19 protein-coding genes and 3 pseudogenes are annotated in these 22291 nt (G+C 71.7%); 13 read left to right on the forward strand and 9 right to left on the reverse strand.

The features are described from left to right. Positions 1-3: 3 nt before the first annotated feature. The 3 genes from ACFWXC_RS23825 (at position 4) to sigJ (ending at position 1986) form a co-directional block, all read left to right on the forward strand. Positions 4-483, forward strand: a complete 480-nt coding sequence (locus ACFWXC_RS23825) for a MarR family winged helix-turn-helix transcriptional regulator (protein ID WP_384481694.1) — start codon at positions 4-6, stop codon at positions 481-483. A gap of 79 nt (positions 484-562) precedes the next feature. Further along, positions 563-1123: a carboxymuconolactone decarboxylase family protein gene (locus ACFWXC_RS23830; RefSeq protein ID WP_384481696.1), complete on the forward strand. Its 561-nt coding sequence runs from the start codon at positions 563-565 to the stop codon at positions 1121-1123. After that, positions 1120-1986 (forward strand): RNA polymerase sigma factor SigJ, encoded by an 867-nt coding sequence (gene sigJ, locus ACFWXC_RS23835; RefSeq protein ID WP_384481698.1) that lies wholly within the window; start codon positions 1120-1122, stop codon positions 1984-1986. Before ACFWXC_RS23830 ends, sigJ begins: the two co-directional genes overlap by 4 nt. Positions 1987-2166: 180 nt before the next feature. Here sigJ and ACFWXC_RS23840 read toward each other — a convergent pair whose 3' ends face one another. Beyond that, positions 2167-2499, reverse strand: coding sequence for a hypothetical protein (locus tag ACFWXC_RS23840; RefSeq protein WP_384481700.1), 333 nt, complete (start codon positions 2497-2499; stop codon positions 2167-2169). Between the two features lie 213 nt (positions 2500-2712). Between ACFWXC_RS23840 and ACFWXC_RS23845 the strand changes: the two genes are divergently transcribed. Then, a complete protein-coding gene (locus ACFWXC_RS23845; protein WP_384481702.1) occupies positions 2713-3078 on the forward strand; it encodes a MerR family transcriptional regulator in 366 nt (121 codons plus the stop codon). Between the two features lie 95 nt (positions 3079-3173). Here the strand turns inward: ACFWXC_RS23845 and ACFWXC_RS23850 are convergent. Further along, positions 3174-3681: pseudogene (locus ACFWXC_RS23850) on the reverse strand (VOC family protein); the annotation flags it as partial. Positions 3682-3683: 2 nt separating this feature from the next. Between ACFWXC_RS23850 and ACFWXC_RS23855 the strand changes: the two are divergent. The 5 genes and pseudogenes from ACFWXC_RS23855 to phsA form a co-directional block, all read left to right on the forward strand. Beyond that, positions 3684-4115, forward strand: a pseudogene (locus ACFWXC_RS23855) (amidohydrolase family protein); the annotation flags it as partial. A 129-nt stretch (positions 4116-4244) separates the two neighbouring features. After that, positions 4245-5441 carry an EfeM/EfeO family lipoprotein gene (locus tag ACFWXC_RS23860; RefSeq protein ID WP_384481703.1) on the forward strand — a complete coding sequence of 399 codons (1197 nt, stop codon included), beginning with the start codon at positions 4245-4247 and terminating at the stop codon, positions 5439-5441. Continuing rightward, positions 5438-6673: an iron uptake transporter deferrochelatase/peroxidase subunit gene (gene efeB, locus ACFWXC_RS23865; RefSeq protein WP_384481705.1), complete on the forward strand. Its 1236-nt coding sequence runs from the start codon at positions 5438-5440 to the stop codon at positions 6671-6673. Before ACFWXC_RS23860 ends, efeB begins: the two co-directional genes overlap by 4 nt. A 176-nt stretch (positions 6674-6849) precedes the next feature. Then, complete coding sequence (locus ACFWXC_RS23870; protein WP_384481707.1) at positions 6850-8682, forward strand: phospholipase C; 1833 nt, start codon at positions 6850-6852, stop codon at positions 8680-8682. A 183-nt stretch (positions 8683-8865) separates the two neighbouring features. Next, the gene (gene phsA, locus ACFWXC_RS23875) at positions 8866-10740 is read left to right on the forward strand and encodes an O-aminophenol oxidase PhsA (RefSeq protein WP_384481709.1); all 1875 of its coding nucleotides are present in this window, start codon (positions 8866-8868) and stop codon (positions 10738-10740) included. 72 nt (positions 10741-10812) lie between these two features. Here the strand turns inward: phsA and ACFWXC_RS23880 are convergent. Continuing rightward, positions 10813-11617, reverse strand: a pseudogene (locus tag ACFWXC_RS23880) (helix-turn-helix domain-containing protein). 312 nt (positions 11618-11929) lie between these two features. Between ACFWXC_RS23880 and ACFWXC_RS23885 the strand changes: the two are divergent. Further along, complete coding sequence (locus ACFWXC_RS23885) at positions 11930-12736, forward strand: thioesterase family protein (protein ID WP_384481711.1); 807 nt, start codon at positions 11930-11932, stop codon at positions 12734-12736. A 1-nt stretch (position 12737) separates the two neighbouring features. Here ACFWXC_RS23885 and ACFWXC_RS23890 read toward each other — a convergent pair whose 3' ends face one another. The 3 genes from ACFWXC_RS23890 to ACFWXC_RS23900 are packed head-to-tail and all read right to left on the reverse strand — an operon-like array spanning position 12738 to position 14570. Then, positions 12738-13436, reverse strand: a complete 699-nt coding sequence (locus ACFWXC_RS23890) for a hypothetical protein (protein ID WP_384481713.1) — start codon at positions 13434-13436, stop codon at positions 12738-12740. After that, positions 13423-13908, reverse strand: a complete 486-nt coding sequence (locus ACFWXC_RS23895; protein ID WP_384481715.1) for a DUF6114 domain-containing protein — start codon at positions 13906-13908, stop codon at positions 13423-13425. Before ACFWXC_RS23895 ends, ACFWXC_RS23890 begins: the two co-directional genes overlap by 14 nt. Before the next feature lie 38 nt (positions 13909-13946). Beyond that, complete coding sequence (locus ACFWXC_RS23900) at positions 13947-14570, reverse strand: DUF6230 family protein (RefSeq protein WP_384481717.1); 624 nt, start codon at positions 14568-14570, stop codon at positions 13947-13949. 220 nt (positions 14571-14790) lie between these two features. Here ACFWXC_RS23900 and ACFWXC_RS23905 point away from each other — a divergent pair, with 220 nt between their 5' ends. From ACFWXC_RS23905 to ACFWXC_RS23915, 3 genes are all read left to right on the forward strand, one after another. Beyond that, positions 14791-17079, forward strand: coding sequence for a tetratricopeptide repeat protein (locus tag ACFWXC_RS23905; protein ID WP_384481719.1), 2289 nt, complete (start codon positions 14791-14793; stop codon positions 17077-17079). A gap of 124 nt (positions 17080-17203) precedes the next feature. Further along, complete coding sequence (locus ACFWXC_RS23910; RefSeq protein WP_384481721.1) at positions 17204-17899, forward strand: alpha/beta fold hydrolase; 696 nt, start codon at positions 17204-17206, stop codon at positions 17897-17899. A 99-nt stretch (positions 17900-17998) separates the two neighbouring features. Then, positions 17999-18841, forward strand: a complete 843-nt coding sequence (locus ACFWXC_RS23915) for an alpha/beta fold hydrolase (protein WP_384481723.1) — start codon at positions 17999-18001, stop codon at positions 18839-18841. Positions 18842-18901: 60 nt separating this feature from the next. On the opposite strand, the gene ACFWXC_RS23920 is transcribed toward ACFWXC_RS23915, so the two are convergent. From ACFWXC_RS23920 to ACFWXC_RS23930, 3 genes are all read right to left on the reverse strand, one after another. Further along, positions 18902-19567 carry a TMEM175 family protein gene (locus tag ACFWXC_RS23920; RefSeq protein ID WP_384481725.1) on the reverse strand — a complete coding sequence of 222 codons (666 nt, stop codon included), beginning with the start codon at positions 19565-19567 and terminating at the stop codon, positions 18902-18904. A 145-nt stretch (positions 19568-19712) separates the two neighbouring features. Next, on the reverse strand, positions 19713-21557 hold the full coding sequence (locus ACFWXC_RS23925) for a M1 family aminopeptidase (RefSeq protein ID WP_384481727.1): 1845 nt from the start codon (positions 21555-21557) through the stop codon (positions 19713-19715). Positions 21558-21717: 160 nt separating this feature from the next. Next, positions 21718-22291, reverse strand: a 574-nt coding sequence (locus tag ACFWXC_RS23930; protein ID WP_384481729.1) for a hypothetical protein, incomplete at its 5' end; no start/stop codon positions are given.

Below are 22291 nucleotides of genomic sequence, written 5' to 3' on the forward strand. Positions count from 1 at the left end.
CCCGTGATCACTTCCGAGCCGCGCCGGCTGACCGACGACGAGACACCGTCCTGGCTCGCCCTCGCCGGTGTGCTGGTCCGGCTCCCGGCGGAACTGGACGCGCAGTTGCAGCGCGACGCGGGGATCAGTCACTTCGAGTACCAGGTGCTGGCAGGACTCTCCGAGGCGCCCGACCGTACCCTGCGGATGAGCGAACTGGCGGTGTTCGCCCACGGGTCGCTGTCCCGGCTCTCCCATGTCGCCAGGCGCCTGGAGGACCGGGGCTGGCTGCGCCGGGAGCCGGACCCGGACAACGGCCGCTTCACCGTGGCGACGCTGACGGAGGCGGGCTGGGCCAAGGCCGTCGGCTCGGCACCGTCGCATGTGGCGACCGTACGCCGGCTGGTCTTCGACCCGCTGACCCGGGCGCAGGTGCGGCAGCTGCACGAGATCGGCCGCAGGATCCTGGCGGCGACCGAGGACGCCGGCAGGCCCCTGGGCTAGCTCCTGTCACATCCGCGCTCCGGGCGGTGTCTTCATGCCGAACAGGCAACGCACACCGGCAACGCATGAGGAGAACACCGTGACGCTGCGCATTCCGAAGGCCGAGCTCCCCGCCGGGCTCCAGGAGAAAATGGTCGAACAGCTCGGTGCCGTGCCCGAGAACGTCGAGGTGCTGTGGCACAGCCCCCAGGTCGCCCAGGACAACCTGGAGTTCGGCGGCAGGGTCGGCGCCTGGGACCGCGCCGAGGCGAGCCTCAAGTCGTTCGCGCACATGGCGGTGGCCGCGCAGGTCGGCTGCAGCTGGTGCCTGGACGTCGGCTACTTCCAGGCGCAGAACGAGAACCTGGACCTGGCCAAGGCCAGCCAGGTGCCGCGCTGGCGGGAGGCGGACGTCTTCGCGCCACTGGAGCGGGACGTGATGGGGTACGCCGAGGCCATGACGCACACCCCGCCGACCGTGACTGACGAGATGTACGCCGGGCTGCTGGACCGGCTCGGCGCGCCGGCGATGGTCGAACTCACCGCGTTCATCGCCTATGTCAACCTGGCGACCAGGGCGAACGTGGCGAACGGGGTCGGCTCGCAGGGCTTCTCCGACGCCTGCGCGATCCCACTGGCCAAGCCCGCCGCGACGGCATGACGGCCGACTCGACCGCCGAGGACCCGTTCGTCGCCCACCGCCGTCTGCTGTTCACGGTCGCCTACGAGATGCTCGGGTCGGCGGCCGACGCGGAGGACGTGCTCCAGGAGTCCTGGCTGCGATGGGCCGACGTCGACGGGTCCCGGGTGCGGGACCCGCGGGCGTATCTCGTCCGGATCGTCACCCGCCAGGCGCTCAACCGGCTGCGGACGCTCTCCCGCAGCCGCGAGGACTACGTCGGCGAATGGCTGCCGGAGCCGCTGCTGACCGGTCCCGACGTCGCCGAGGACGTCGAACTCGCGGACAGCGTCTCGATCGCGATGCTCACCGTGCTGGAGACGCTGGCACCGACCGAGCGGGCGGTGTTCGTGCTCCGCGAGGTCTTCGACGTGCCGTACGGGGAGATCGCCGAGGCGGTGGGCAAGTCGGCCGCCGCGGTACGGCAGATCGCCCGGCGGTCCCGCGAGCATGTGGCGGCCCGGCGGCCCCGGGTCCGGGTGAGCCGGTCGGAACAGCGTGCCGTGGTGGAGCGGTTCCTGGCCGCGCTGCGCACCGGGCGGGTGCAGGAGCTGATGGAGGTCATGGCACCCGACGTGGTCCTGATCGCCGACGGCGGTGGACAGGGCGATGCCGCGACCGCCCCGGTGCACGGCGCCGAACTGGTGGCCGCGCTGCTCGCCCAACCGGACCGCACGGTGTCGCCGCTCTGGCTCAACGGCGCGCCCGCCGGCCGCATCGAGGTCGGCGGCCGACTGGCGGCGGTGAGCGTCGAGGTGGCGGACGGCCGCGTCATCCGCATCCACGCGGTGGCCAACCCGCACAAGCTGACCCGACTCGACGAGCCGACCGGACTCACCCGCTAGGCCGGTGTGTTCCGGCGGACGGCACCGCCCGCCGGAACACCGGGTGCGCGGGGTCCCGTCCTCGTAGAGGATCACGGTGTCCCGGAGCATCCGCTCGACGCCGGCGAAGTCCCCGGTGTCGACCGGCTCCGCGTACCGTGCGATCAGGTTCGTCACCCGCCGTCGTATCCGCGATGGCGTTCATGGCAGCCGAGGGCAGGAGACGAAGCCGGTCCGCCGGGTCCACCGCCATGGCCACAGCTGGGCGACACCGAACGCCACCTCCACCACGAGGAAGAGCCACAGCAGTCGCGTGGCACCGTGGCCCAGCGCGTACGCCTGCCACAGGGCGAACTGGGCGCGCGCCACGCCGTCGAAGAGGCCGTGCGTGGGAAGCGGCTCGATGATCCGCAGGAGCGCCCAGACCACCACGACCGAGCCCATCAGGTTCGCGTACAGGGTCTGCATCGGGTCGAGTGCGGGCAGCACGCCCAGCCCGAGGGTGTCCCCCAGCGACGACAGTCCGTCGTGCACGAACGCATAGGTCCAGGGGGTCGCGAACCCCGCGGTGACGACGAGGTCGTACCAGGCGCTCGCACGGACGAGGCGCGGATAGGCGGGGTGGGTGGGGGGCGGAGAGACGGATCACGACGAGGCTCCTGCTCGATTCGTAGCGGCGACGCCTCACGCTAAACAGTGGAGTACTGTCCAACGTCAAGTCCCAGTGCGGCAGTCCGGCGGAGGGTCATGCGTATCGGAGAGCTGGCCGCGCGGGCCGGCCTGAGCAAGGACACCATTCGCTTCTACGAGAAGATCGGCCTCGTCACGGGCCGGCGCCTGGCCAACGGGTACCGCGACTTCCCGCCGGAGACGGTGCCCTGGCTGCACTACGTCCGTACCGCGCAGGCCCTCGGCTTCTCGCTGGCCGAGATCGGACGGCACTTCGAGGAGCTGAGCGAGGCGCCGGACTCGGCCGAGGCGCTGTCCGCGCTGTTCGAGGAGAAGATCCGGGTCGTCGACGCGCGCATGGCCGAACTCGCGTCCCTGCGGACCGAACTCGAAGCGCGCGTCGGCACCGGATGCCCCCTGCGGGCGGCGGAGCAGGCGGGCTGAGAGGGCCGCTCTCCTCAGCCCGCCGAGACCGACGGCGACCGGGGTTCTCGGAGGCGTCGGCGGCCCCCGGACGGGGGACGTGAGGAGCGGCGGTGTCAGGCGTCGGGGATGCCGGATCCGCTCAGTGCGGGCACGGTCCGCTCCGGGTGGGCCAGGGAGCGGGCGGCGAGGCGGAAGCGGTCCAGCCTGTCGATGATCGTCTGGCCGACCGGGGTGTGGCCCCAGACGCTGATGCCCTGGTGGGTGCCGGGTTTCCAGGTCGACTCGTCGATGACCAGGGGGTTCCAGCCGACCTCCCACTCGAAGCCCGATGGGGGTGCGGGCGTAGTAGGAGAGTTCCTTGTCGTTGGTGTGCTGTCCGACGGACAGGGCCATCTCGAAGCCGAGTTCATGTACACGCTGATAGCTGCGGGCCAGGTCGTCCAGGGAGGCGGCCTGGATGTTGAGGTGCTGGACGCGGGTGCGGACCGGGTCGATCGGCAGGCCCCGTACGGCGGCGATCGCGATCGAGTGGTGCCGCTCGTCGACCCGCAGGAAGCGGATCCTGAGCTTGACGCCGCTGATCGTCTCGTCGATGTGGTCGGTGAGGCGGGCGTCGAAGAGGCCACGCGGGCGGCTTCGTGCCGTACGCCTCGCACCGGACGGCCGTCGCCCTCGCCGCCGACACCGGGCGCAGTCCCCTGGACATCCTGGAGGACCTCCGCGGCTTCTACTTCGACACCGCGCTCTCGTCCAGCCCCGCCGCCCTGCCCACGCTGCTCGCCTTCGCCCGCCCCGGGCACGTGCTGTTCGGCAGTGACCGGCCGTTCGCGCCGGCCGCGGCCGGCCCGTACTTCGCCAACGGCCTCGACACCGGTGTCGAGGCCGGCGCCCTCGCCGCCGTCAACCGCACCAACGCCGAAGCCCTCTTCCCCCGCCTGGCCGGCATCCCCGCCCCCGCGCCCGCCTCCCGTCCGCTCCCGGCCCGGCTGCGGCGGTCCGTACAGCGCGCCGGCGCCCGCGCCCTCTTCAGGCTGGTCCAGCCCGGCACCGACTGAGGGGCTCCTCGGGAGGTCCGGTGAACCCGCAGGGAACTCTTGGTCATGGGTTTGCCTGGACGGCCGTTCGAATGCGAAGGCCTGCTTAGCATGAGGCGATCACGAACGGTACGACCCCGGGAGCTCGGGATGATGTTGTCCGGCCTCGGCTGGAGGTCCTTGCGTCCCTGGGCGGTCATCACGGTCGCCGTCGTCTGCCTGGTGGCCGGAGTCCTGGCGCTCACGCGCGACTCACGCCCCGCACACGCCGACCCGGCCGCCCTGCCGCACACCACGGTGGAGGTGTCCGCCAGCCGCTGCGGCCGGGGCTGGAGCACACCCACCCCTGGTGTCCAGGTCTTCGACCTGCGCAACCCGACCGACGGCCCCGCCGAGGTCCTCCTGGAGGACCCGAAGAGCCAGGCCGTCTACGGCGAGGTGGAGGACATCGGCCCCGGCACCACCCGGGAACTCACCGTCCGCCTCGGCAAGGGCAGCTACGCGTTCAAGTGCGTCCCCGACGACGCCGACGCCGTCACCGGGCCCACCGTCCGCATCGCCAAGGGGCGCAGCGGGCCGGCCGCGGCCCCGGTCACCGAGCACGATCTGATCCCGCCGGCGCTCGCCTACCAGAAGTGGATCGGCAGCGGCCTGTCCGACGTCGTACGGCTGACGACGACGCTGCGGGACGCTATCGACGGCGGCGACCTCGCCGCCGCCCGCAGCGACTGGCTGCCGGCGCACCTGGAGTACGAGCGGCTGGGCGCGGCGTACGACGCCTTCGGGGACGCGGACGGCGCGATCAACGGCACGGACGCGGGCCTGCCCGGCGGAGTGCACGACAAGGACTTCACGGGCTTCCACCGCATCGAGTACGGCCTGTGGCACGGCGAGTCCGCGAGCAGCCTGCGCGGCCCTGCGGCCGGCCTGGTGAAGGCGGTCACCGCACTCCGCGACGACTGGGCGGAGACCCGGATGGACCCCGCCCAGCTGGGGCTGCGGGCGCACGAGATCCTGGAGAACACGGTGCAGTTCGAACTCACCGGCCGTACCGACTACGGCAGCGGCAGCAACCTCGCCACCGCCCGCGCCAACCTCGACGGCACGGTGCAGGTCATGTCCCGGCTGCACCCCCTGCTGGCCACCCGGTACGCCGGTCTGCCGGCTCTGGAGAACGAACTGGACCGGGCCGGAAAGACGCTCGGCGGATTCGAGCACGACGGCACCTGGACACCCCTGGGGCAGCTGAGCCACCGGCAGCGCGAGAACGTCGACGCGGCGCTCGGGGACCTGGTGGAACGGCTGGCGTCGGTGGCGACCCTGTGCGACCCGCGGAGGACGGTATGAGCACCGACGAGACGACGGGCAAGGGGGGAGTCGGCCGCCGCGGCTTCCTGCGGGGCGCGGCGCTCGCGGGCGCGGGGCTGGCCGCAGGCGGCGCGGCCGCCCCGATCACCGACCCCACCGCGGCGACGCCGGCCATCGCGCCCTTCCACGGCGCCCGTCAGCAGTCCGCGATCGCGGCCCCGCGCCGGACGACCGTCTTCACCTCGCTCGACGTCACCGCCGGAAGCCGCGCCGAGCTGGCCGACCTGCTGCACACGCTCACCGAACGCGCCCGCTTCCTCACCTCCGGCGGCACCCCCGGCCCGGTGGGCGTCACCGCGCCGCCCGCCGACTCCGGCGTCCTCGGCGAGCAACTGCCGTCGGGGGCGCTGGCGGTGACCGTCGGCGTCGGCGCCTCGCTCTTCGACGACCGGTACGGGCTCGGGAAACTGCGGCCCCGTCGGCTGACCACGATGCCGGCCTTCCCGGACGACGACCTCAGGACCGAGTGGTGCCACGGCGACCTCAGTTTGCAGTTGCACGCGGACGACACCGACACCGTGCTGCACGCACTGCGCGACATCGCCCGGCACACCCGCGGCGGCATGCAGGTCCGCTGGCGGCTGGACGGGTTCACCAGCCCGCCCCGGCCGTCCGGCACCCCGCGCAACCTGCTCGGCTTCAAGGACGGCACCGCCAACCCTGAGACCGGCAGCGCCCGTGAGATGGACCGGCTGGTGTGGGTCGGCGCGGACTCCGGCGAGCCGGACTGGGCGGTCGGCGGCAGCTACCAGGTGGTGCGGCTCATCCGCATGCTGGTGGAGTTCTGGGACCGGGTCTCGCTGAGCGAGCAGGAGCGGATGTTCGGCCGCTCCCGCCAGTCGGGGGCGCCCCTGGACGGCGACGCCGAACACGACACGCCCGACTACGCCGCCGATCCCAAGGGCGACGTCATCCCGCTGGACGCGCACATCCGGCTGGCCAACCCGCGCACCACGGCCTCCGCCGACCAGCGGATCCTGCGCCGCGCCTACAACTACGACCGGGGCATGGACAGCAACGGCAACCTCGACATGGGCCTGCTGTTCAGCTGCTACCAGCAGGACCTGGCGCGGCAGTTCGAGACCGTGCAGAAGCGGCTGGCCGGCGAACCGCTGGTCGACTACATCTCGCCGTTCGGCGGCGGGTACTTCTTCGCCCTGCCCGGGGTGCGGGACCGGAACGACTGGTACGGGCGCACTCTGCTGACCTGAGCTTGTTCAAACAACTTCGTGGCCCGATCGGTCAATACCCGGTCAAGGTTTGCCCCAGCATCCCTGACCCGCTATTCATTCACCCGCCATCATGGCTCCGCCGCAGCGTCCGGAAGCGGGCGAAGCATCCCTGCCTGTACGACGCAGTGACGTTGATGCCCGAAGGGTGAGTCCGCATGGCCAGCACAGGAAGACGAACGGCGATCAGGAGTCTGGGGGCGCTCGCGGGCGCCGCCGCGCTCACGGTCCTCGGCGGTACCGCGCCCAGTTGGGCGGCCGTTCCCGCCGGACACGGCAGCGGGTCGTCTACCGCGACGCCGATCAAGCACGTGGTCGTGCTGTTCGACGAGAACATCTCCTTCGACCACTACTTCGCGACCTACCCGAAGGCCGCGAACACCGACGGCACGAAGTTCACGGCGTCCAAGAAGACGCCGAAGGACATCGACACCGTCGCGCACGCCGGGCTGCTGACGAAGAACCCGAACCAGTACGCGCCCAAGCGGCTCTCCTCGTCGCAGGCGATGACCTGCGACCAGAACCACTCCTACGGGCCCGAGCAGCTGGCCTACGACGGCGGCAAGGCCGACCAGTTCGTGCAGAACACCGAGGTCGACAAGTGCAGCGGCGGCCTGTTCGGCGAGCCGGGCCTGGTCATGGACTACTACGACGGCAACACCGTCACCGGGCTGTGGAACTACGCCCAGCAGTACGCGCTCAACGACCGCTCCTACAGCTCGGTCTACGGCCCGTCCACGCCCGGCGCGCTCAACCTGGTCTCGGGTCAGACGCACGGCGCGATCTCCGTCGACTCGGTCACCGGCAAGCAGACGTCGACGCCCGACTCGTACGCCATCGCCTCCCCGAACGCCAAGGGTGTGGGCACGGTCATCAACGACCCCGACCCGGCCTTCGACGACTGCTCCGACAAGGACCACACCAGCACCAGCGCGCTGGCCTCGCTGCAGGGCAAGAACATCGGTGACATGCTCAACTCCAAGCGCGTGACGTGGGGCTGGTTCCAGGGCGGTTTCCGTCCGTCGACCGGCTGGGACGGCAAGTCGGCCGACTACGCCAAGTGCGACACCACGCACACCAACGTCGGCGGCGCCTCCGTGGTCGACTACAGCCCGCACCACAACCCGTTCTCGTACTACAAGTCGACGTCCAACCCGCACCACGTGGCGCCGAAGAACGTGAACGAGATCGGTCACAACGGCCAGGCCAACCACAACTACGACCTGACCGACTTCACCGCGGCCGCCAAGGCGGGCAAGCTCCCGGCCGTCAGCTTCCTCAAGGCCGGCGAGTACCAGGACGGCCACGCCGGGTACTCCGACCCGACCGACGAGCAGCACTTCCTCGTCAACGAGATCAACGCCGTCCAGAGCTCCCCGGAGTGGAAGTCCACGGCGGTCGTCGTCGCCTACGACGACTCCGACGGCTGGTACGACCACGCCTACGCCAAGCCCCGCAACGGCTCCAAGGACACCACCGCCGGCTCCAACGGCAAGGCCACGGACAGCGCGGCCTGCCAGGCGGGCCCGGCCGCGTCCGGCGGCTACGCCGACCGCTGCGGCCCCGGCACCCGGCAGCCGCTGCTGGTCATCTCGCCCTACAGCAAGGTGAACAAGGTCGACCACACGGGGACCGACCAGTCGTCCGTCATCCGCTTCATCGAGGACAACTGGCGCACCGGCCGCATCGGTGACCACTCCTTCGACGCCACCGCGGGCTCGCTGACCAACATGTTCGACTTCCGGCACCCCAACAACAAGCAGGTGCTGCTGAACGCGAACGGCTCCGTCAAGCACGTCGGCCCGATCCACCACGTGGCTCCGGTCAGCACGCACATCACGCCGGGCCCGGCGATGGTGGACACGGCCGCGACGACCGGCTCCGGCGCGTTCCCGACACTCCCGGTGAGCCTCGGGGCGGGCGCCCTCCTGGCCGCCGGCGCCACGGGCACGTACCTGACCCTGCGCCGCAGGCAGCGCACCACGGCCTGACCTCCGCACAGTCCCACCACTTCGGCACGGTCCTCCTCCCCGGACCGTGCCGAAGTGCATGTGGACATGGCCGAAATCCTTCACCCTTTCGGGTGGAACGGGACATTCAGGGAACGTCGGTCATTCCTCGGGAGTCCTGTGAGGTGAAGGGACAGACCACAGAGCACACGGGGGTGTTCGACCTTGACCGACATCATCGACAGGATCACCGAGGACGGCGCGGGGGAAGGCGCGCAGGCTCCGGAGGAACTGGCGCCGTACGTGGCACCGTTGCCCGTCCCGCCCGTCCTGCGGCCCGGCACCGGCGACGTGCTGCGCGAGACGGAGATCGCCCTGCGCCCGGCCTGGGTGCGCCTGCACCCGCAGCTCCCGCCGACCCTGATGTGGGGGTACGACGGGCAGGTGCCGGGCCCGACCATCGAGGTGCGCCGCGGGCAGCGCGTCCGCATCGCCTGGACCAACCGGATCCCCAGGGGCAGTGAGTATCCGGTCACTTCGGTCGAGGTGCCGGGCGCCGCGCCGGGCACCGCACCGCCCAGCACCGAACCCGGCCGCGCGGGCGTCGAACCGAACAAGGACGTCGCCGCCCTGCCCGCCTGGACGGTGACCCACCTGCACGGAGCGCAGACCGGCGGGGGCAACGACGGCTGGGCGGACAACGCCGTCGGCTTCGGCGACGCCCAGCTCTCGGAGTACCCGAACGACCACCAGGCGGTGCAGTGGTGGTACCACGACCACGCCATGAACGTGACGCGGTGGAACGTGCACACGGGCCTGTACGGCACCTACCTCGTCCGCGACGACGAGGAGGACGCGCTCGGGCTCCCCTGCGGGGAGCGGGAGATCCCGCTGCTGCTCGCCGACCGGAACCTGGACACCGACGAGGACGGCCGGCTCAACGGCCGGCTGCTGCACAAGACGGTGATCGTCCAGCAGCAGAACCCGGAGACCGGCAAGCCGGTCACCACCCCGTTCACCGGCCCGTACACGACGGTCAACGGCCGCATCTGGCCGTACGCCGAGGTGGCCGACGCCTGGTACCGCTTCCGGCTCGTCAACGCGTCCAACGCGCGCATCTACAACCTCGTCCTGGTCGACGAGGACGGCAGCCCGGTCCCGGGCGTCATCCACCAGATCGGCAGCGACGGCGGACTGCTGCCCCGCCCGGTCCCGGTCGACTTCGACGACGCACTGCCGACGCTGACCGTGGCCCCCGCCGAGCGCTTCGACCTGCTCGTCGACTTCCGGGGCCTGGCCGGCAAGAAGCTGCGTCTGGTCAACAAGGGCCGCAACCAGGCGCCGGGCGTCCCCGACCCGGCCGGTGACGTGCGCTATCCGGCGGTCCTGGAGTTCCGGGTCGGGTGCAGCGGTGAGACGGACACCTTCGAGCTGCCCGAGGTGCTCTCCGGCTCCTTCCGCCGGCTCACGCACGACGTCCCGCACGGCCACCGGCTGATCGTGCTCACCCCGCCGGCCACCAAGGGCGCCGGCGGCCACCCGGAGATCTGGGAGATGGCCGAGGTCGCCGACCCCGGCGGCATCCAGGTCCCCGCCGAGGGCGTCATCCAGCTCACCGGAGCCGACGGCACGACGAAGACGTACCGCCGCACCTCCCGGACCTTCAACGACGCGCTGGGCTTCACCATCGCCGAGGGCTCCTACGAGCAGTGGAGCTTCCTCAACCTCGCGCCGATCGTCCACCCGATGCACATCCACCTGGCCGACTTCCAGCTCATGGGCCGCGACGCCTACGACGTCTCGGGCTTCGACCCGGCGGTGGGCGGTACGGCCAAGCCGATCGCGTACAACGCGGCGACCCAGCTCCCGCTGGCACCCAACGAGCTCGGCCACAAGGACGTCTTCCGGGTGCCGGGCGGCCAGATCCTGCGCGTCATGGGGAAGTTCGACGGCGCGTACGGCCGGTTCATGTACCACTGCCACCTCCTCGAACACGAGGACATGGGCATGATGCGGCCGTTCGTCGTCATGCCCGAGGAGGCGATGAAGTTCGACCACGGGGCGGGTCACGGCGGCCATGGCGAGGGCCACACGGGCTGACCCCTCGCTGCGGCTCGCGCCGGCACCCGAGGACGGTCCGGGTGCCGGCGCGACGCGTGCCGTCCCGTTCGCTCACCGTGCGGTACGCGGGTCCGCGGCCGGTGCGGAGGGGGCCGGTGCACCGGTGCCGGGGCGGGCAGGACCGTCCAGGGAGGCGAGCAGCCGCAGGCGGTCCTCGGAGTCACTGCCGGGGCGCGCGTGATAGGTGACCAGGGTCTGGCCCGCGCTGCCGGGGATCAGGAGCTTCTCGTAGTGCAGTTCGAGCGGGCCGACCTGGGGGTGCCGCAGCAGGCTGGTTCCGGTCGACTTGTGCCGGACGTCGTGGCGGGCCCAGATACGGGACCACGCGGGCGGTCATGGCCTCCCAGTCCGTGTGCAGCTCGCGCAGCTCCGGCAGCAGGAACGCGTCGAGGATCGTGTTGCGGCCCGGAGCGTAGGACGGTGAGAGGGCGAGGGCGAGCCGGTTCGCGGTGAGGACGTCCATGTACCTGCCGTGGACGTACGCCGGAGTCAGCGGCCAGGTGCCGATCAGTGTGCGGATGCCGTCACCGGCCTTCTCCGGTCTGCGTGCACGGCGGCCGCGGGTGGCCTGCGGAGCCGTGCCGAGCCCGATCAGGTAGGCGGTGGCCTCCTCGTCCAGCTGCAGCGCGCCGGCGATGCTGACCAGCACCTGTTCGGAAGGGTGGCGGTCGCGGCCTTGTTCCAGGCGCACGTAGTAGTCGGAGCTGACCCCGGCCAGGAAGGCGACCTCCTCACGGCGCAGCCCGGGTACCCGGCGCCTGCCGTCGTCGGGGATGCCCGCGTCGGCGGGCCGGACGAGTTGCCTGCGGGCCCTGAGATAGCCGGCCAGGGCACCCGGATCGCCGACGGCTGTCATAGGCCCAGGGTAGGCAGGACCCGCACCGCCCGGGTGGCCCTGCCACTCCTGGTCCCGAGCCGTCCTGGTCCGTGCACGGACGGCACCTCGCGGGCGCCGAGGTGACGCTCGCCGTGCGCCGGCCGGGCCCCGCGAACGCCGAGCGGCGGTGGGAAACGGCCTGCGCGGTCCTGCGCCGACCGCACGGCAGCCGGCGCGGGAGAATGAACCCGTGCCGCCCGCACAGTGATTGCACTGTGCACTTTCTCACGCGGTGAGATGCGCGCATGCCGGTAGCGTCGAGGGTGGTCACCCCGTAAGGAGAATCGTCCGTTGTCCCTCCCGACCGTGTCCCAGGGCAGTTACTTCGAGGCCGTCGACGACCGCCGCTACAAGCCGACGCCGCACGCGGGCGGGGCCTGGGCCCCGGACGAGCAGCACTTCAGTCCGCTGTCGGGGCTGGTCGTCCACGCCCTCGACCGGTACCGGGCCGCGGGTCCGGACAACGGTCTGCTGATGTCCCGGATCAGCTACGACATCCTCGGCCGCCTCGCCCTGGACGAGTGCGAGATCGAGGTGGAGACCGTCCGTCCCGGGCGGACCATCGAGCTTCTCGAAGCGGTCGTACGGATCTCCGGCCGCTCGGTCCTGCGGGCCCGTGCCTGGTACCTGGCCGAACTCGACACCGCCGCGGTCGCCGGCGGTCCCGACGACCGTCTCGTCCCGCCGGACTCCCTCGCGCCGTGGCCGGCGGGCGAGCTCTGGCCCGGCGGCTACATCGACTCCGTGGAGATCCGCCCGGTCGAACCGCGACGCCCGGGCCGTACGGCCGCCTGGATCTCCTCACCCCTGGAGCTGGTCGCCGGTGTTCCGGTCAGCCCGCTCGCCTCGTATCTCACCCTGGTCGACACCGCCAACGGCATCGCCGTCCGGCAGTCGCCCACCGAGTGGATGTTCCCGAACGTCGACCTGACCATCCACCTGCACCGCCAGCCCCGTGGCATCTGGACGGGGCTGGACACCAAGGTCACCTTCGGCCCGACCGGGCAGGGTCTCACCAGCACGGTCCTGCACGACGTGGACGGCCCGGTCGGACACGCGTCGCAGATCCTCACGGTCCGGCCGCTGCCGGGGGCGTAGGTCACCTGGCCGCGGGTCGCAACTGTGCTCCCTTGATGGACAGTCGGCCGCCGAGCTGCACGACCTGTGTCACGGTCGCCGAGACGAGGGTGATCGTGCGCGTGCGGGTGACCGGGCGCGAGAGCCAGCGGGGTACGGCCCCGGGGGTGACGGTGACTTTACGGCGCGCCGGGAGCGGGCTGCCGCCGAGGCCCGTGACCCTGCCGGACAGCTTGCGGACGTAAAGGGTGATCACACCGCGGGCGCCCTGGCCCTTGAGCGTCGAGGTCGTCGCCGGTCTGGCCCGCAGGCGCAGCGCCGCGCGGCCTCGGCCCGCGGTCAGGTCGAGGTCGACGGCATCCAGTGACCGCACCGTGAACTTCAGTGCCCGGACGGTACCCGTCGCGGTGTGCACCGTGGCCGTCCCGTGGAACCTGGCGCCCCGCAGCACGAGCCGGTCGGCGCGCAGCACCCAGGAGCCCTTGGCGGCGCGGGGCGGGTGCGCGCCGCGGCGTGGCGCGTCGGCGGGCGCCGCGGACAGGCCCACGCCCGGGTGCAGGGGCCCCGGGTACAGGGACAGGGACAGGCAGGACACCGCCGCCGCGCAGGCGAGCGGCCGCAGCGCACGGGCGAGCACGGAACGGGTCGTACTCGTACGGCGCGGGCGGCCGCGCCCGTCGGTGTGGGCGCTCCCGCCGGCGCGGTCGTCAGCAGCCGCCACTTGGGCCCTCCGGCGCCGGCACGGCCGTGGTCGCGTCCATGCTCGGCGGTGCCGACGGCTCCCCGGCCGTGGGCGGCAACCAGGCACAGGCCAGGGAGCCGCCGATCAGACCGGAGGCGACACCGAGGAAAAGGCCGCCGAAGTTCGCCACGGGGAAGGAGATGACGGCGAGCAGGAGGGTGGCGATCCCGGCGAAGACCCGCAGATGGGTACGGCAGCACAGCGCGACGCCCAGGACCATGAGCAGGATTCCGATCACCAGGGCCCCGGCGCCCGATGTGGTCGACAGCGCGAGCGGGATGCCGCCCAGGTCCAGTCTCGCGTAGGGCCAGTAGAGGATGGGCAGCCCGGCGGCGAAGGTGAACAGCGCGGCCCAGAAGGGGCGTTCGCCGCGCCAGGTTCGGAACCTGCGCCGGAACTCCGGTGCCGCGGCGAGCAGTTCGCCCGGTCTGGCGAAGGGTTTGGTGATCACGCGTCCTGTCCTGATCAGTGCTGTCGTGGTCCGCCGGGTCAGGGGCATGTGCGGTTGCCTGATTGGATGCGCACCCGCAGACCAGGGACGTTGAAGGTGCCGGCGGACAGCGCGAGCGTGTTCACCCGGACGTCGGTCAGGGTGACCGAGGTGGACTGGAGGGCGATGCCGTCCGGATTGAAGAACCGGGAGTCCCGGTCGCCGGACCTGACCGGGCCTTTGGAGACGGCGCCCTGGGCGACACCGATGTCGAGGCCGGTGAAGTTCGCGTCCGATGCCCCTTCGGCCGTCGCGTCGAGGAACAGGTCCGACGCCTCGGCCAGCTGGTGGTCGCCGCTGGTGAGCCGCAGGGTCTGTGTGCCGAGCACCGGAACGTCGACCGTGATGGCCTCGCACAGGCCGCTGACCTTCGCATGCCGGAAGCCGGTGACCACGACGGGGACGAGTTCGTGCTTCCTGGTCACGTCGATCATGCTGTAGAGACTGACCCCACGGGCGGTCAGCGAATCGGCGGTGACCTGGAACTTCTGGCCGGAGATGAAGAACGACGCGGCGAGCACACCCTCGGCCATGCCGATGCCGACGGTCGCGCACGCGGCGACGGAGGGCACCAGGACCACCGCGAAGAGCCGCCAGCGGGTTCTCCCGGTGCGGTGCGACATCCCGTCTCTCCTTCCGTCGTGAGGTGCGGCCCCGCCTCCTACCGGACAAGGCAGAAGATTTACCTTTTGTCAGGTTATGGATCCTAGGCTTCCGGGTCGGCCGACCGGCTGCACGCCAGGCCCGCCATACGAGTGATGCAAGTTCTGCTGGGCCCTTCGGGCGACGGGGCGGGGGCTCCACGGGCCCCGAGTAGGCTTACGGGCGTTCGAAGTGGGGCAAGTGCCCATATCGCCGAGAAGGAGCAGCCCGATCGACGAGCGTCCGACCTTCGCCCAGTTGCTGCGACGCCATCGCCGCGCGGCCCGTCTGACCCTGGAGCAGCTGGCCGACGTGTCGGGGGTCAGTGCCCGGACCCTGTCGGACATCGAGCGCGGCCGGAGCAAGGGGCCCCAGCAGCGGACCGTCACCGCCGTCGCGGACGCGCTCTCGCTGGCCTACGACGCCCGGCAGCAACTCCTGCAGCTCGCGAGGGACGCCCGGCTGCGGGACCACTGGACCCGTCCGACCGGGCTGTGCGAACTCCCCCGGTCCGTCGACGACTTCACCGGCCGGGCCGCCGAACTGGCCTGGGTCGACGCACTCGTGCAGAGCGAACTCGCGCCCGGCGTCGCCGTGGTGGGGCTCGTCACCGGCTCGGCCGGGCTGGGGAAGACCACCTTCGCCATCCGCGCCGCCCACGCCGTGCGGCCCGGCTTTCCCGACGGGGTGTACTTCCTCGACCTGTTCGGCATGTCCCAGCGCCCGCTGGCCGTCGACGACGCCCTGGCGCTGCTGCTGGGCGCGCTCGGTGTCGCGGAGCAGCAGTTGCCGGCCGACACCCACGGGCGTGCCTCCCTGTACCGCTCGCTGCTGCGGGACCGGCGGGTCCTCGTCGTCCTCGACAACGCCGCGTCCGAGGAGCAGGTGCGCCCGCTGCTGCCGGGCGGGGGCGCGGCCCGGGCGCTGGTCACCAGCCGGCGGCTGCTGTCCGGCCTGGAGGGCGTGCGCAGGCTCATCCTGGGCCCTCTGCAGATGCCGGAGGCCACCGAGCTGCTGACCGGCATTCTCGGCGAACGGTCCGCGACGGACGGGGAGTCGGCGCTCACCCGGCTCGCGCAGCTGTGCGGCGGGCTGCCGCTGGCACTGCGGATCATCGGCAACCGGCTGGTGAGCCGGCCCGGCTGGAGCGCCGACGAACTCGCCCACCGGCTGGCCGACGAGGAGCGTCGCCTCGACCAGTTCAGGGCCGGCGACCTCAAGATCGCCAACGCGTTCGGGATGTCGTACGAGCAACTCGCCCCCACCGCGCGGCGGATCTTCCGCAGGCTCGCCGTCGTGCCCGGGCGGGACTTCGACGCCGCCCTCGCCGCGGTGGCCGGCGGGGCCTCGGCCGAGGACGCCTGGGACGCCCTCGACGACCTCGTCGACCTGGGCCTGTTGCAGGACACCGCCGCGGGCCGGTACCGCTTCCACGACCTGGTCAGACTCTTCGCCCGTGACCGGTTGCAGCAGGAGGAGACCGCCGGCGAGAGCGACGCGCTCACCGAGCGGATCACGTCCTGGCTGCTGCGCACCGCCACGACCGCGGGCGCCCGGTTCGGGCCCGCGCACGGCCGCCCGGACGAGGAGAACACCGGCCTCGCCTCCCCCGCGTCCCCGGAGGAGGCCGACGGCTGGCTGCGCGCCAACGCGGACAACTGGCTGGGCGCGTTGCGGCTCGCGGCTGCCGACGGCCGGCACGCCGTGGTGCTGGACTGCGCCGAGGCGATGGAGTGGTACTCCGACCGGTGGCTGCACGGTCCGCACTGGAACGAGGTCTTCACCCTCGGCGCGCAGGCCGCCGCCGCCCTCGGTGACCGGGCGCGGCACGCGGCCCAGCTGAACCACGTGGCCTGGGTGCACGGGGTCCAGACCCGGGACGCGGAGGCCGTCCTGCGGTACACGGCCGAGGCGATGGACCTGGCCACCCTCAGCGGCGCGACGGCGCAGGTCGCGTGGGCGCACTGCTACGCCGTACCGGGGTACCGGCTGCTCGGGCGGCTCGACGAGGCCGCCGCGTCCGCGTCCCGGGCGGCGGAGATGTTCAAGGGCCTCGGTGACGCCGACGCCTACTGCTCCAGCCTCATCAACCTCGGTCTCTGCCTGCGGGATCTGGGGCGCTACCAGGAGGCGCTGGAGAGCCTGCGTGAGGTGGTCGCCCTGGCGAGCGACGAGGGCTCGGGGATGACCCCGGGCACCGCGGAGTTCATCCGGCGGCACACGCTGGTCCCGCTCGGCAAGTGCCTGGCGCTGCTGGGCCGTCGTGAGGAGGCCATCGCGGCGCTGGCCGAGGCCACCGCTCCCGGCGAGCGGTTCGACCCCAGCCACTGGCATGCCGACGGTCTGGAGAACCTCGCGGCCCTGCTGGCCGAGGAGGGCCGGACCGACGAGAGCCGGCAGGCCTACACGCGTGCGTCCAGGATGTTCGAGGCGCTCGGCGACGCCGAGGCGCACGCCCGCTGTGCGGACCGGGCGGCCGCCGCGCCGTGATCCACCGGACGGCGTGAAGTGCCGTGGTTCTGCGTGCTGTTCTGCGTGGTCCGCCCGGGCCGGCGCGACTTGACTGGGGCGCATCGGACAGGCGTGGGGCCTGTCCCTCCAGGTCAGGGGCATCATGACGACCATCAGGAACATCGTGCTCGTACACGGTGGCTTCGTGGACGGATCGGGCTGGCAGGGCGTGCACGAGCAGCTGACCGCCGACGGCTACCGGGTCGCGATCGTCCAGAATCCGACGCTGTCGCTCGCGGGTGACGTGGCCGCCACCCACCAGGTCCTCGACGACCTCGACGGTCCCGCCGTCCTGGTCGGCCACTCCTACGGCGGTGCCGTCATCACCGAGGCGGGCCACCACCCCGGTGTCGCCGCGCTCGTCTACATCGCCGCGTTCGCGCCCGACAAGGGCGAGTCGGTCAACACGCTGGTCTCCGACCCGGCGCCCGGCGCTCCGGTGCCGCCGATCCTGCCGCCCCGGGACGGGTTCCTGTTCCTGGACCGGGAGAAGTTCGCGGCGTCCTTCGCCGCCGACGTGCCCGAGGCGCAGGCGTCGTTCATGGCCGACTCGCAGGTGCCGTGGGGCCTGGACGCGGCCGGCGGGGCGATCACCGAGCCGGCCTGGCGGGTCAAGCCGTCCTGGTACCTGGTCGCGACCGACGACCGGATGATCCCGCCGCCGGTGCAGCACACGATGGCCGAGCGCGCCGGGGCGACGGTCAGCGAGACCCCGGGCAGCCACGCCGTCTACGTCTCGCGTCCGGCCTCGGTGGCGGCCGTCATCGCCCAGGCCGCCGAGGGCACCGCCACGTCCTGATCTGCGCCGAGGGTTTCCGGGCAGCGTACGACCGCCTCGCCGGACGGCCCCCCGGCCCGGCGAGGCGCACTTCCCCGCACATCACACAGGAGCCACTTCATGCAGGACCGTCCCACGTTCTCGCGCCGCAGCGTGCTCGCCACCGGAGCGGCCGTAGCCGCGACGTCGGCCCTCCTCACCCCGTCCGTGGCCACCGCCGCGACCACCGAGCGGAGCACGTCCAAGGTCAGGCCGACCGTCGTGCTGGTACACGGCGGCTTCGCCGACGCCTCCGGCTGGAACGGCGTCATCGCCGAACTCCAGCACGCGGGTTACGAGTGCATCGCGCCCGCCAACCCGCTGCGCGGCCTGCCCACGGACGTCCCCTACCTGGCCAGTGTCCTCGCCTCGATCGAGGGCCCGATCGTCCTGGTCGCGCACTCCTACGGCGGTGCCGTCATGACCAACGCGGCCGCCGGCAACGACAACGTCAAGGCGCTGGTCTACATCGCCTCGTTCGCCCCCGCCGAGGGCGAGCAGCTCGGCGTCCTGCTCAACAAGTACCCGGGCTCCCTGATCGCCGACGCGGCCGAGGCGGTGCCCTTCACCAACGCCGACGGCTCCACCGGAACCGACCTCTACCTGACGGCGGACAAGTTCCGGGCGGCCTTCTGCGCCGACCTGCCGGTGGCCACCACGCGGCTGATGCAGGCGACCCAGCGACCCTTCAGCGCTTCCTCGCTGACCGATGTCACCCAGGCGGCCGCCTGGCGCACCATCCCGTCCTTCGGCCTGGTGGCCGGCGAGGACAAGGCGATCCCGCCGGCCCTGGAGCGCTTCTTCTACGAGCGCGCGGGCGCCAAGAAGGTCATCGAGGTGCCGGGTGCGTCCCACGTGCCGATGATCAGCCACCCGAAGACCACGGCCCGCTTCGTCGAGACGGCCGTCAAGACCGTCTGCTGACCTGAGCCGGCCCTTCACGGCCCCGGCCCGCAGTCCGCGGGCCGGGGCCTCGCGCTGCCCTCAGTTCCCGGGCTCCGCCCCGGCCGGCGCCCCGGCGGCGCTCTCCGCGGGCCTGCGGTGCACGGCACGGACCGGGATCGCCAGCAACCACCAGTACTTGGCGAGGTTCGGTGACCAGAACGCCACTGGGATCGCCGTGGCGAAGACCAGGACGACCAGGAGGTTGCTGCGGACCGTCGTCCGCAGCCGCCCGGGGTCCGCGTCCGGGGTGGCCAGCGCGGGTGCGGTCAGCAGCCGCAGGTACATCGCGCACAGGAGGCCGAGGGACAGGGCGATCGCGCCCGAGTAGCAGGCCGTCGCCGTGGTCGTCTCGCCGTACTCGCTGAGCAGCTTGGTCGGGAAGGGCAGCGCGGCCACGACCGCGAGCAGGGCGAAGTACAGGTAGAGCAGCCAGCGGTCGACCTCGGCTATCAGCGTGAACAGGGCGTGCTGGGTCAGCCAGAGCACGCCGATGACGGCGAAACTCAGCAGATACGCGCCGATCGCGGGAAACAACTCGCGGACGGCGTGGGCGACTTCGGCGTCGTGCAGACCCTCGGGGACGGTGATGTCGAGGGCGAGCAGGGTGATGGCGATGGCGAACACGGCGTCGCCGAGCATCGCCAGCCGCTCCGGTGCCACGGAGACCTCGCGGCGACGGAGGGCAAGGGGACGGGACTGGTTCATGGAGGCGGTACCACGGCATTCCTCGGCGTACGGGACGACGGAAGGATTACCACACCGCGGTGTACGCCAGGAGCGGGAACAGCCCCGACGTGGGACGGCCTTGACCTACGGCCGTCCCACGCCCGGGCGTACGGGCCGGTGTGCGTCAGCCGATGATGCGGTGGGTGGTCCAGAACGACGTCAGGTCCGTGGTCGTGGCGGCCTGCGCGGCGGCCTTGAACTCGGCCGTGGTCGAGACGCCGTACCAGTGCGCGGTGGCGTAGTCCTTCAGGAGCTTGGCCATCACGGTGTCACCCAGGGTGCGGCGCAGATCGTGCAGGGCGCACTTGCCGTAGCCGTAGACGACGGTGGAGTAGCGGGAGGAGTGGGTGTCCCAGTAGGCCATCGAGTTGGTGATGTTCTCCGCGGACGAGGCCCAGGAGACGCTGTTCCAGCAGTTCGTGCCGGTGCTGCCCAGGGCCAGGTCGGTGGCGTAGTCGGTGAACGCCTCGTCCAGCCAGGGGCTGTTGTACTCGTCGTCGCCGACGATGCCGTAGAACCACTGGTGGCCGATCTCATGGGTGAGCGCCGTGGTGGAGACCAGGTCGAGGACGAAGCCGGGGTACTCCATGCCGCCGAACCAGAAGTTGTTGTCGATGACGGCGTCCAGCTCGCCGTACGGGTAGGCGCCGAAGCGTCCCGCGTGGGCGTCGACCGCGGACTTGGCCGTGGTGAGCATCGACTGGGCGCTGGACGAACTGATGCCCGACACCGAGTAGATGTTGATCGGGGTGCCCGCCGTCGACGTACCCGAGATCTTGGTGAACGGGCCCGCCGCCCAGGCGAAGTCACGGACCTTGGAGGCGGTGGCCGTGGTCACCGTGCGTCCGCTGGTGCCGGGGGTGTCGACCGAGGCGCCGGTGGCCGGGACCAGCAGGGTGGTCGGGTGGTCGAGGGTCACCTTGAAGTCGGCGGCCAGGGAGTAGAACGACTCACCGTTGTTGGTGTACGGGTCCAGGTGCCAGCCCGAGCCGTCCTTGACCGCGAGGACCGGCAGCGCGTTGCCGATCATGCTGAAGGCGCCGTCGTAGCCGAACCGGTCGGCGCCGCTCGGGACGGTGATCCCGAGGTCGAAGCCGATCGTGGTCGACTGACCCTGCGCCAGCGGGGTCGGCAGCGCGATCTGGAGGGCCGTGCAGGCGACCGAGAGGGCGCCCGCGGTGCCGCCGGTGACGTTGGTGACCGTGATCGGCGGCGCGGAGCAGGTGCCGTGGTAGTTGTCCCACAGCCGCAGGTACACCTCGGTGAGCGGAGTGGCCGAGGCGTTGGTGAAGGTCGTGCTCTCGTGTCCGGTCCAGACGGTACCGGCGGTGTTGCTGCTGAGACTGACGGTGTACGACGGGGCGGCCGGCGTGCGCGTCGAGTCGGCCGGCGGGGCGGTGTCGCCGGAGGTGTTGAGGGCGATGTCGTCGACGACGAAGCTCGTCTGGAGGCTGGAGTCCTCGACGCCGCTGAAGGCGAGGCTCACGGTCTGGCCGGCGAACGCCGACACGTCGAACGACTTCTGGACGTAGCCGGTGGCCTTGTTCAGGTTCGAGTACGTCGCCAGCGTCGTGCTGCCGATCTTCGCCGTGAGTTTGTCGTACGCGGTGGACGAGGTCGTCTCGGCGGTGTCGATGTGCAGCCAGAAGGTGAGGGTGGCACTGCTGCACCCGGACGGGACCGTGACGCTCTGGGAGAGCGTGTCGGTGTGCGTGCTGCCGACGCCGTCGAGCCAGGCGAAGCTCGTGCCGCCGTGGGCGCTCTGCCCGGTGCGGCTGGTGATCACACTGGTCGAGGACTGGGTCCAGGACGAAGTGCCGCTCTCGAAGCCGCCGTTGGCGACCGCCTGGGTCGGCGTGCAGGCCGCCTCCTCGGCGGCCGACGCCGTGCTGCCGGGGAGCAGGGCCGCGGCCAGCGCCGCGATGGCCAACGCACTGGTGACGAAGGCCTTGTGGGGGGTCGATCTCACACGAAACTCCTTTGCGGCGACCGGGATCCCGGTCTGCTCGGTGACCGCCCGCCCGGCAGGGGTGCGCCGGGGAGCGGTCACAGGTCACGCGTTACGAGTGGTGCGAGACCGAAGCCTGACAGAGTTGACCAGGCCATGTCACTAAGGGATAACCCGCGCGTCAGGGGTGGTCCACGCAGCACGGAGTGGGGTTGGGGACCTCGAAGGGGGCCAGCAGGCCGCCCGCCGCCGGGACCAGGACGAGGGTGAGAGAGCCGTCGCGCCATTCCGGGCGTACATGGTCCTGGGTCAACACCTGTGCGGTCCTGGGGAGTTCATCGGCAGGTGCGCCCATCACGACGAGGCGTTCGATGGCGGTCCGGTCGAGTACGTCCGCCACGGTGACCGTGCCGGTCAGGTGCTCCACACCGGGATAGACAACCGCCCGGCCGGAGTTCCGGGGCGCGGCGGCCGCCTGGCGGGCCGAGTCCACCGCCTCGCTCGGGCCGTGTGCGCGGTCGCCCAGGACCAGACCGGCCCCCTCCGGCAGCTCGGTCAGCAGTTCCTGCCACACCGCGTCCGCGTCCCGCAGGGTCAGCGAGATCGTCGTTCCCCGGCGCTCGTCGGTGCGGTACAGGTGGGTGCAGGCGAACACGCCCTCCGGGAGCGCCAGTCGGCCCAGCAGTTCGTGGATCAGGTGGTCCGCCTCGCGCAGGCTCGCCGTACCGGCGTCCACCCCGATGACGGGGTGGACG

The sequence above is a fragment of the Streptomyces sp. NPDC058683 genome (assembly GCF_042716195.1).
GTDB lineage: Bacteria > Actinomycetota > Actinomycetes > Streptomycetales > Streptomycetaceae > Streptomyces.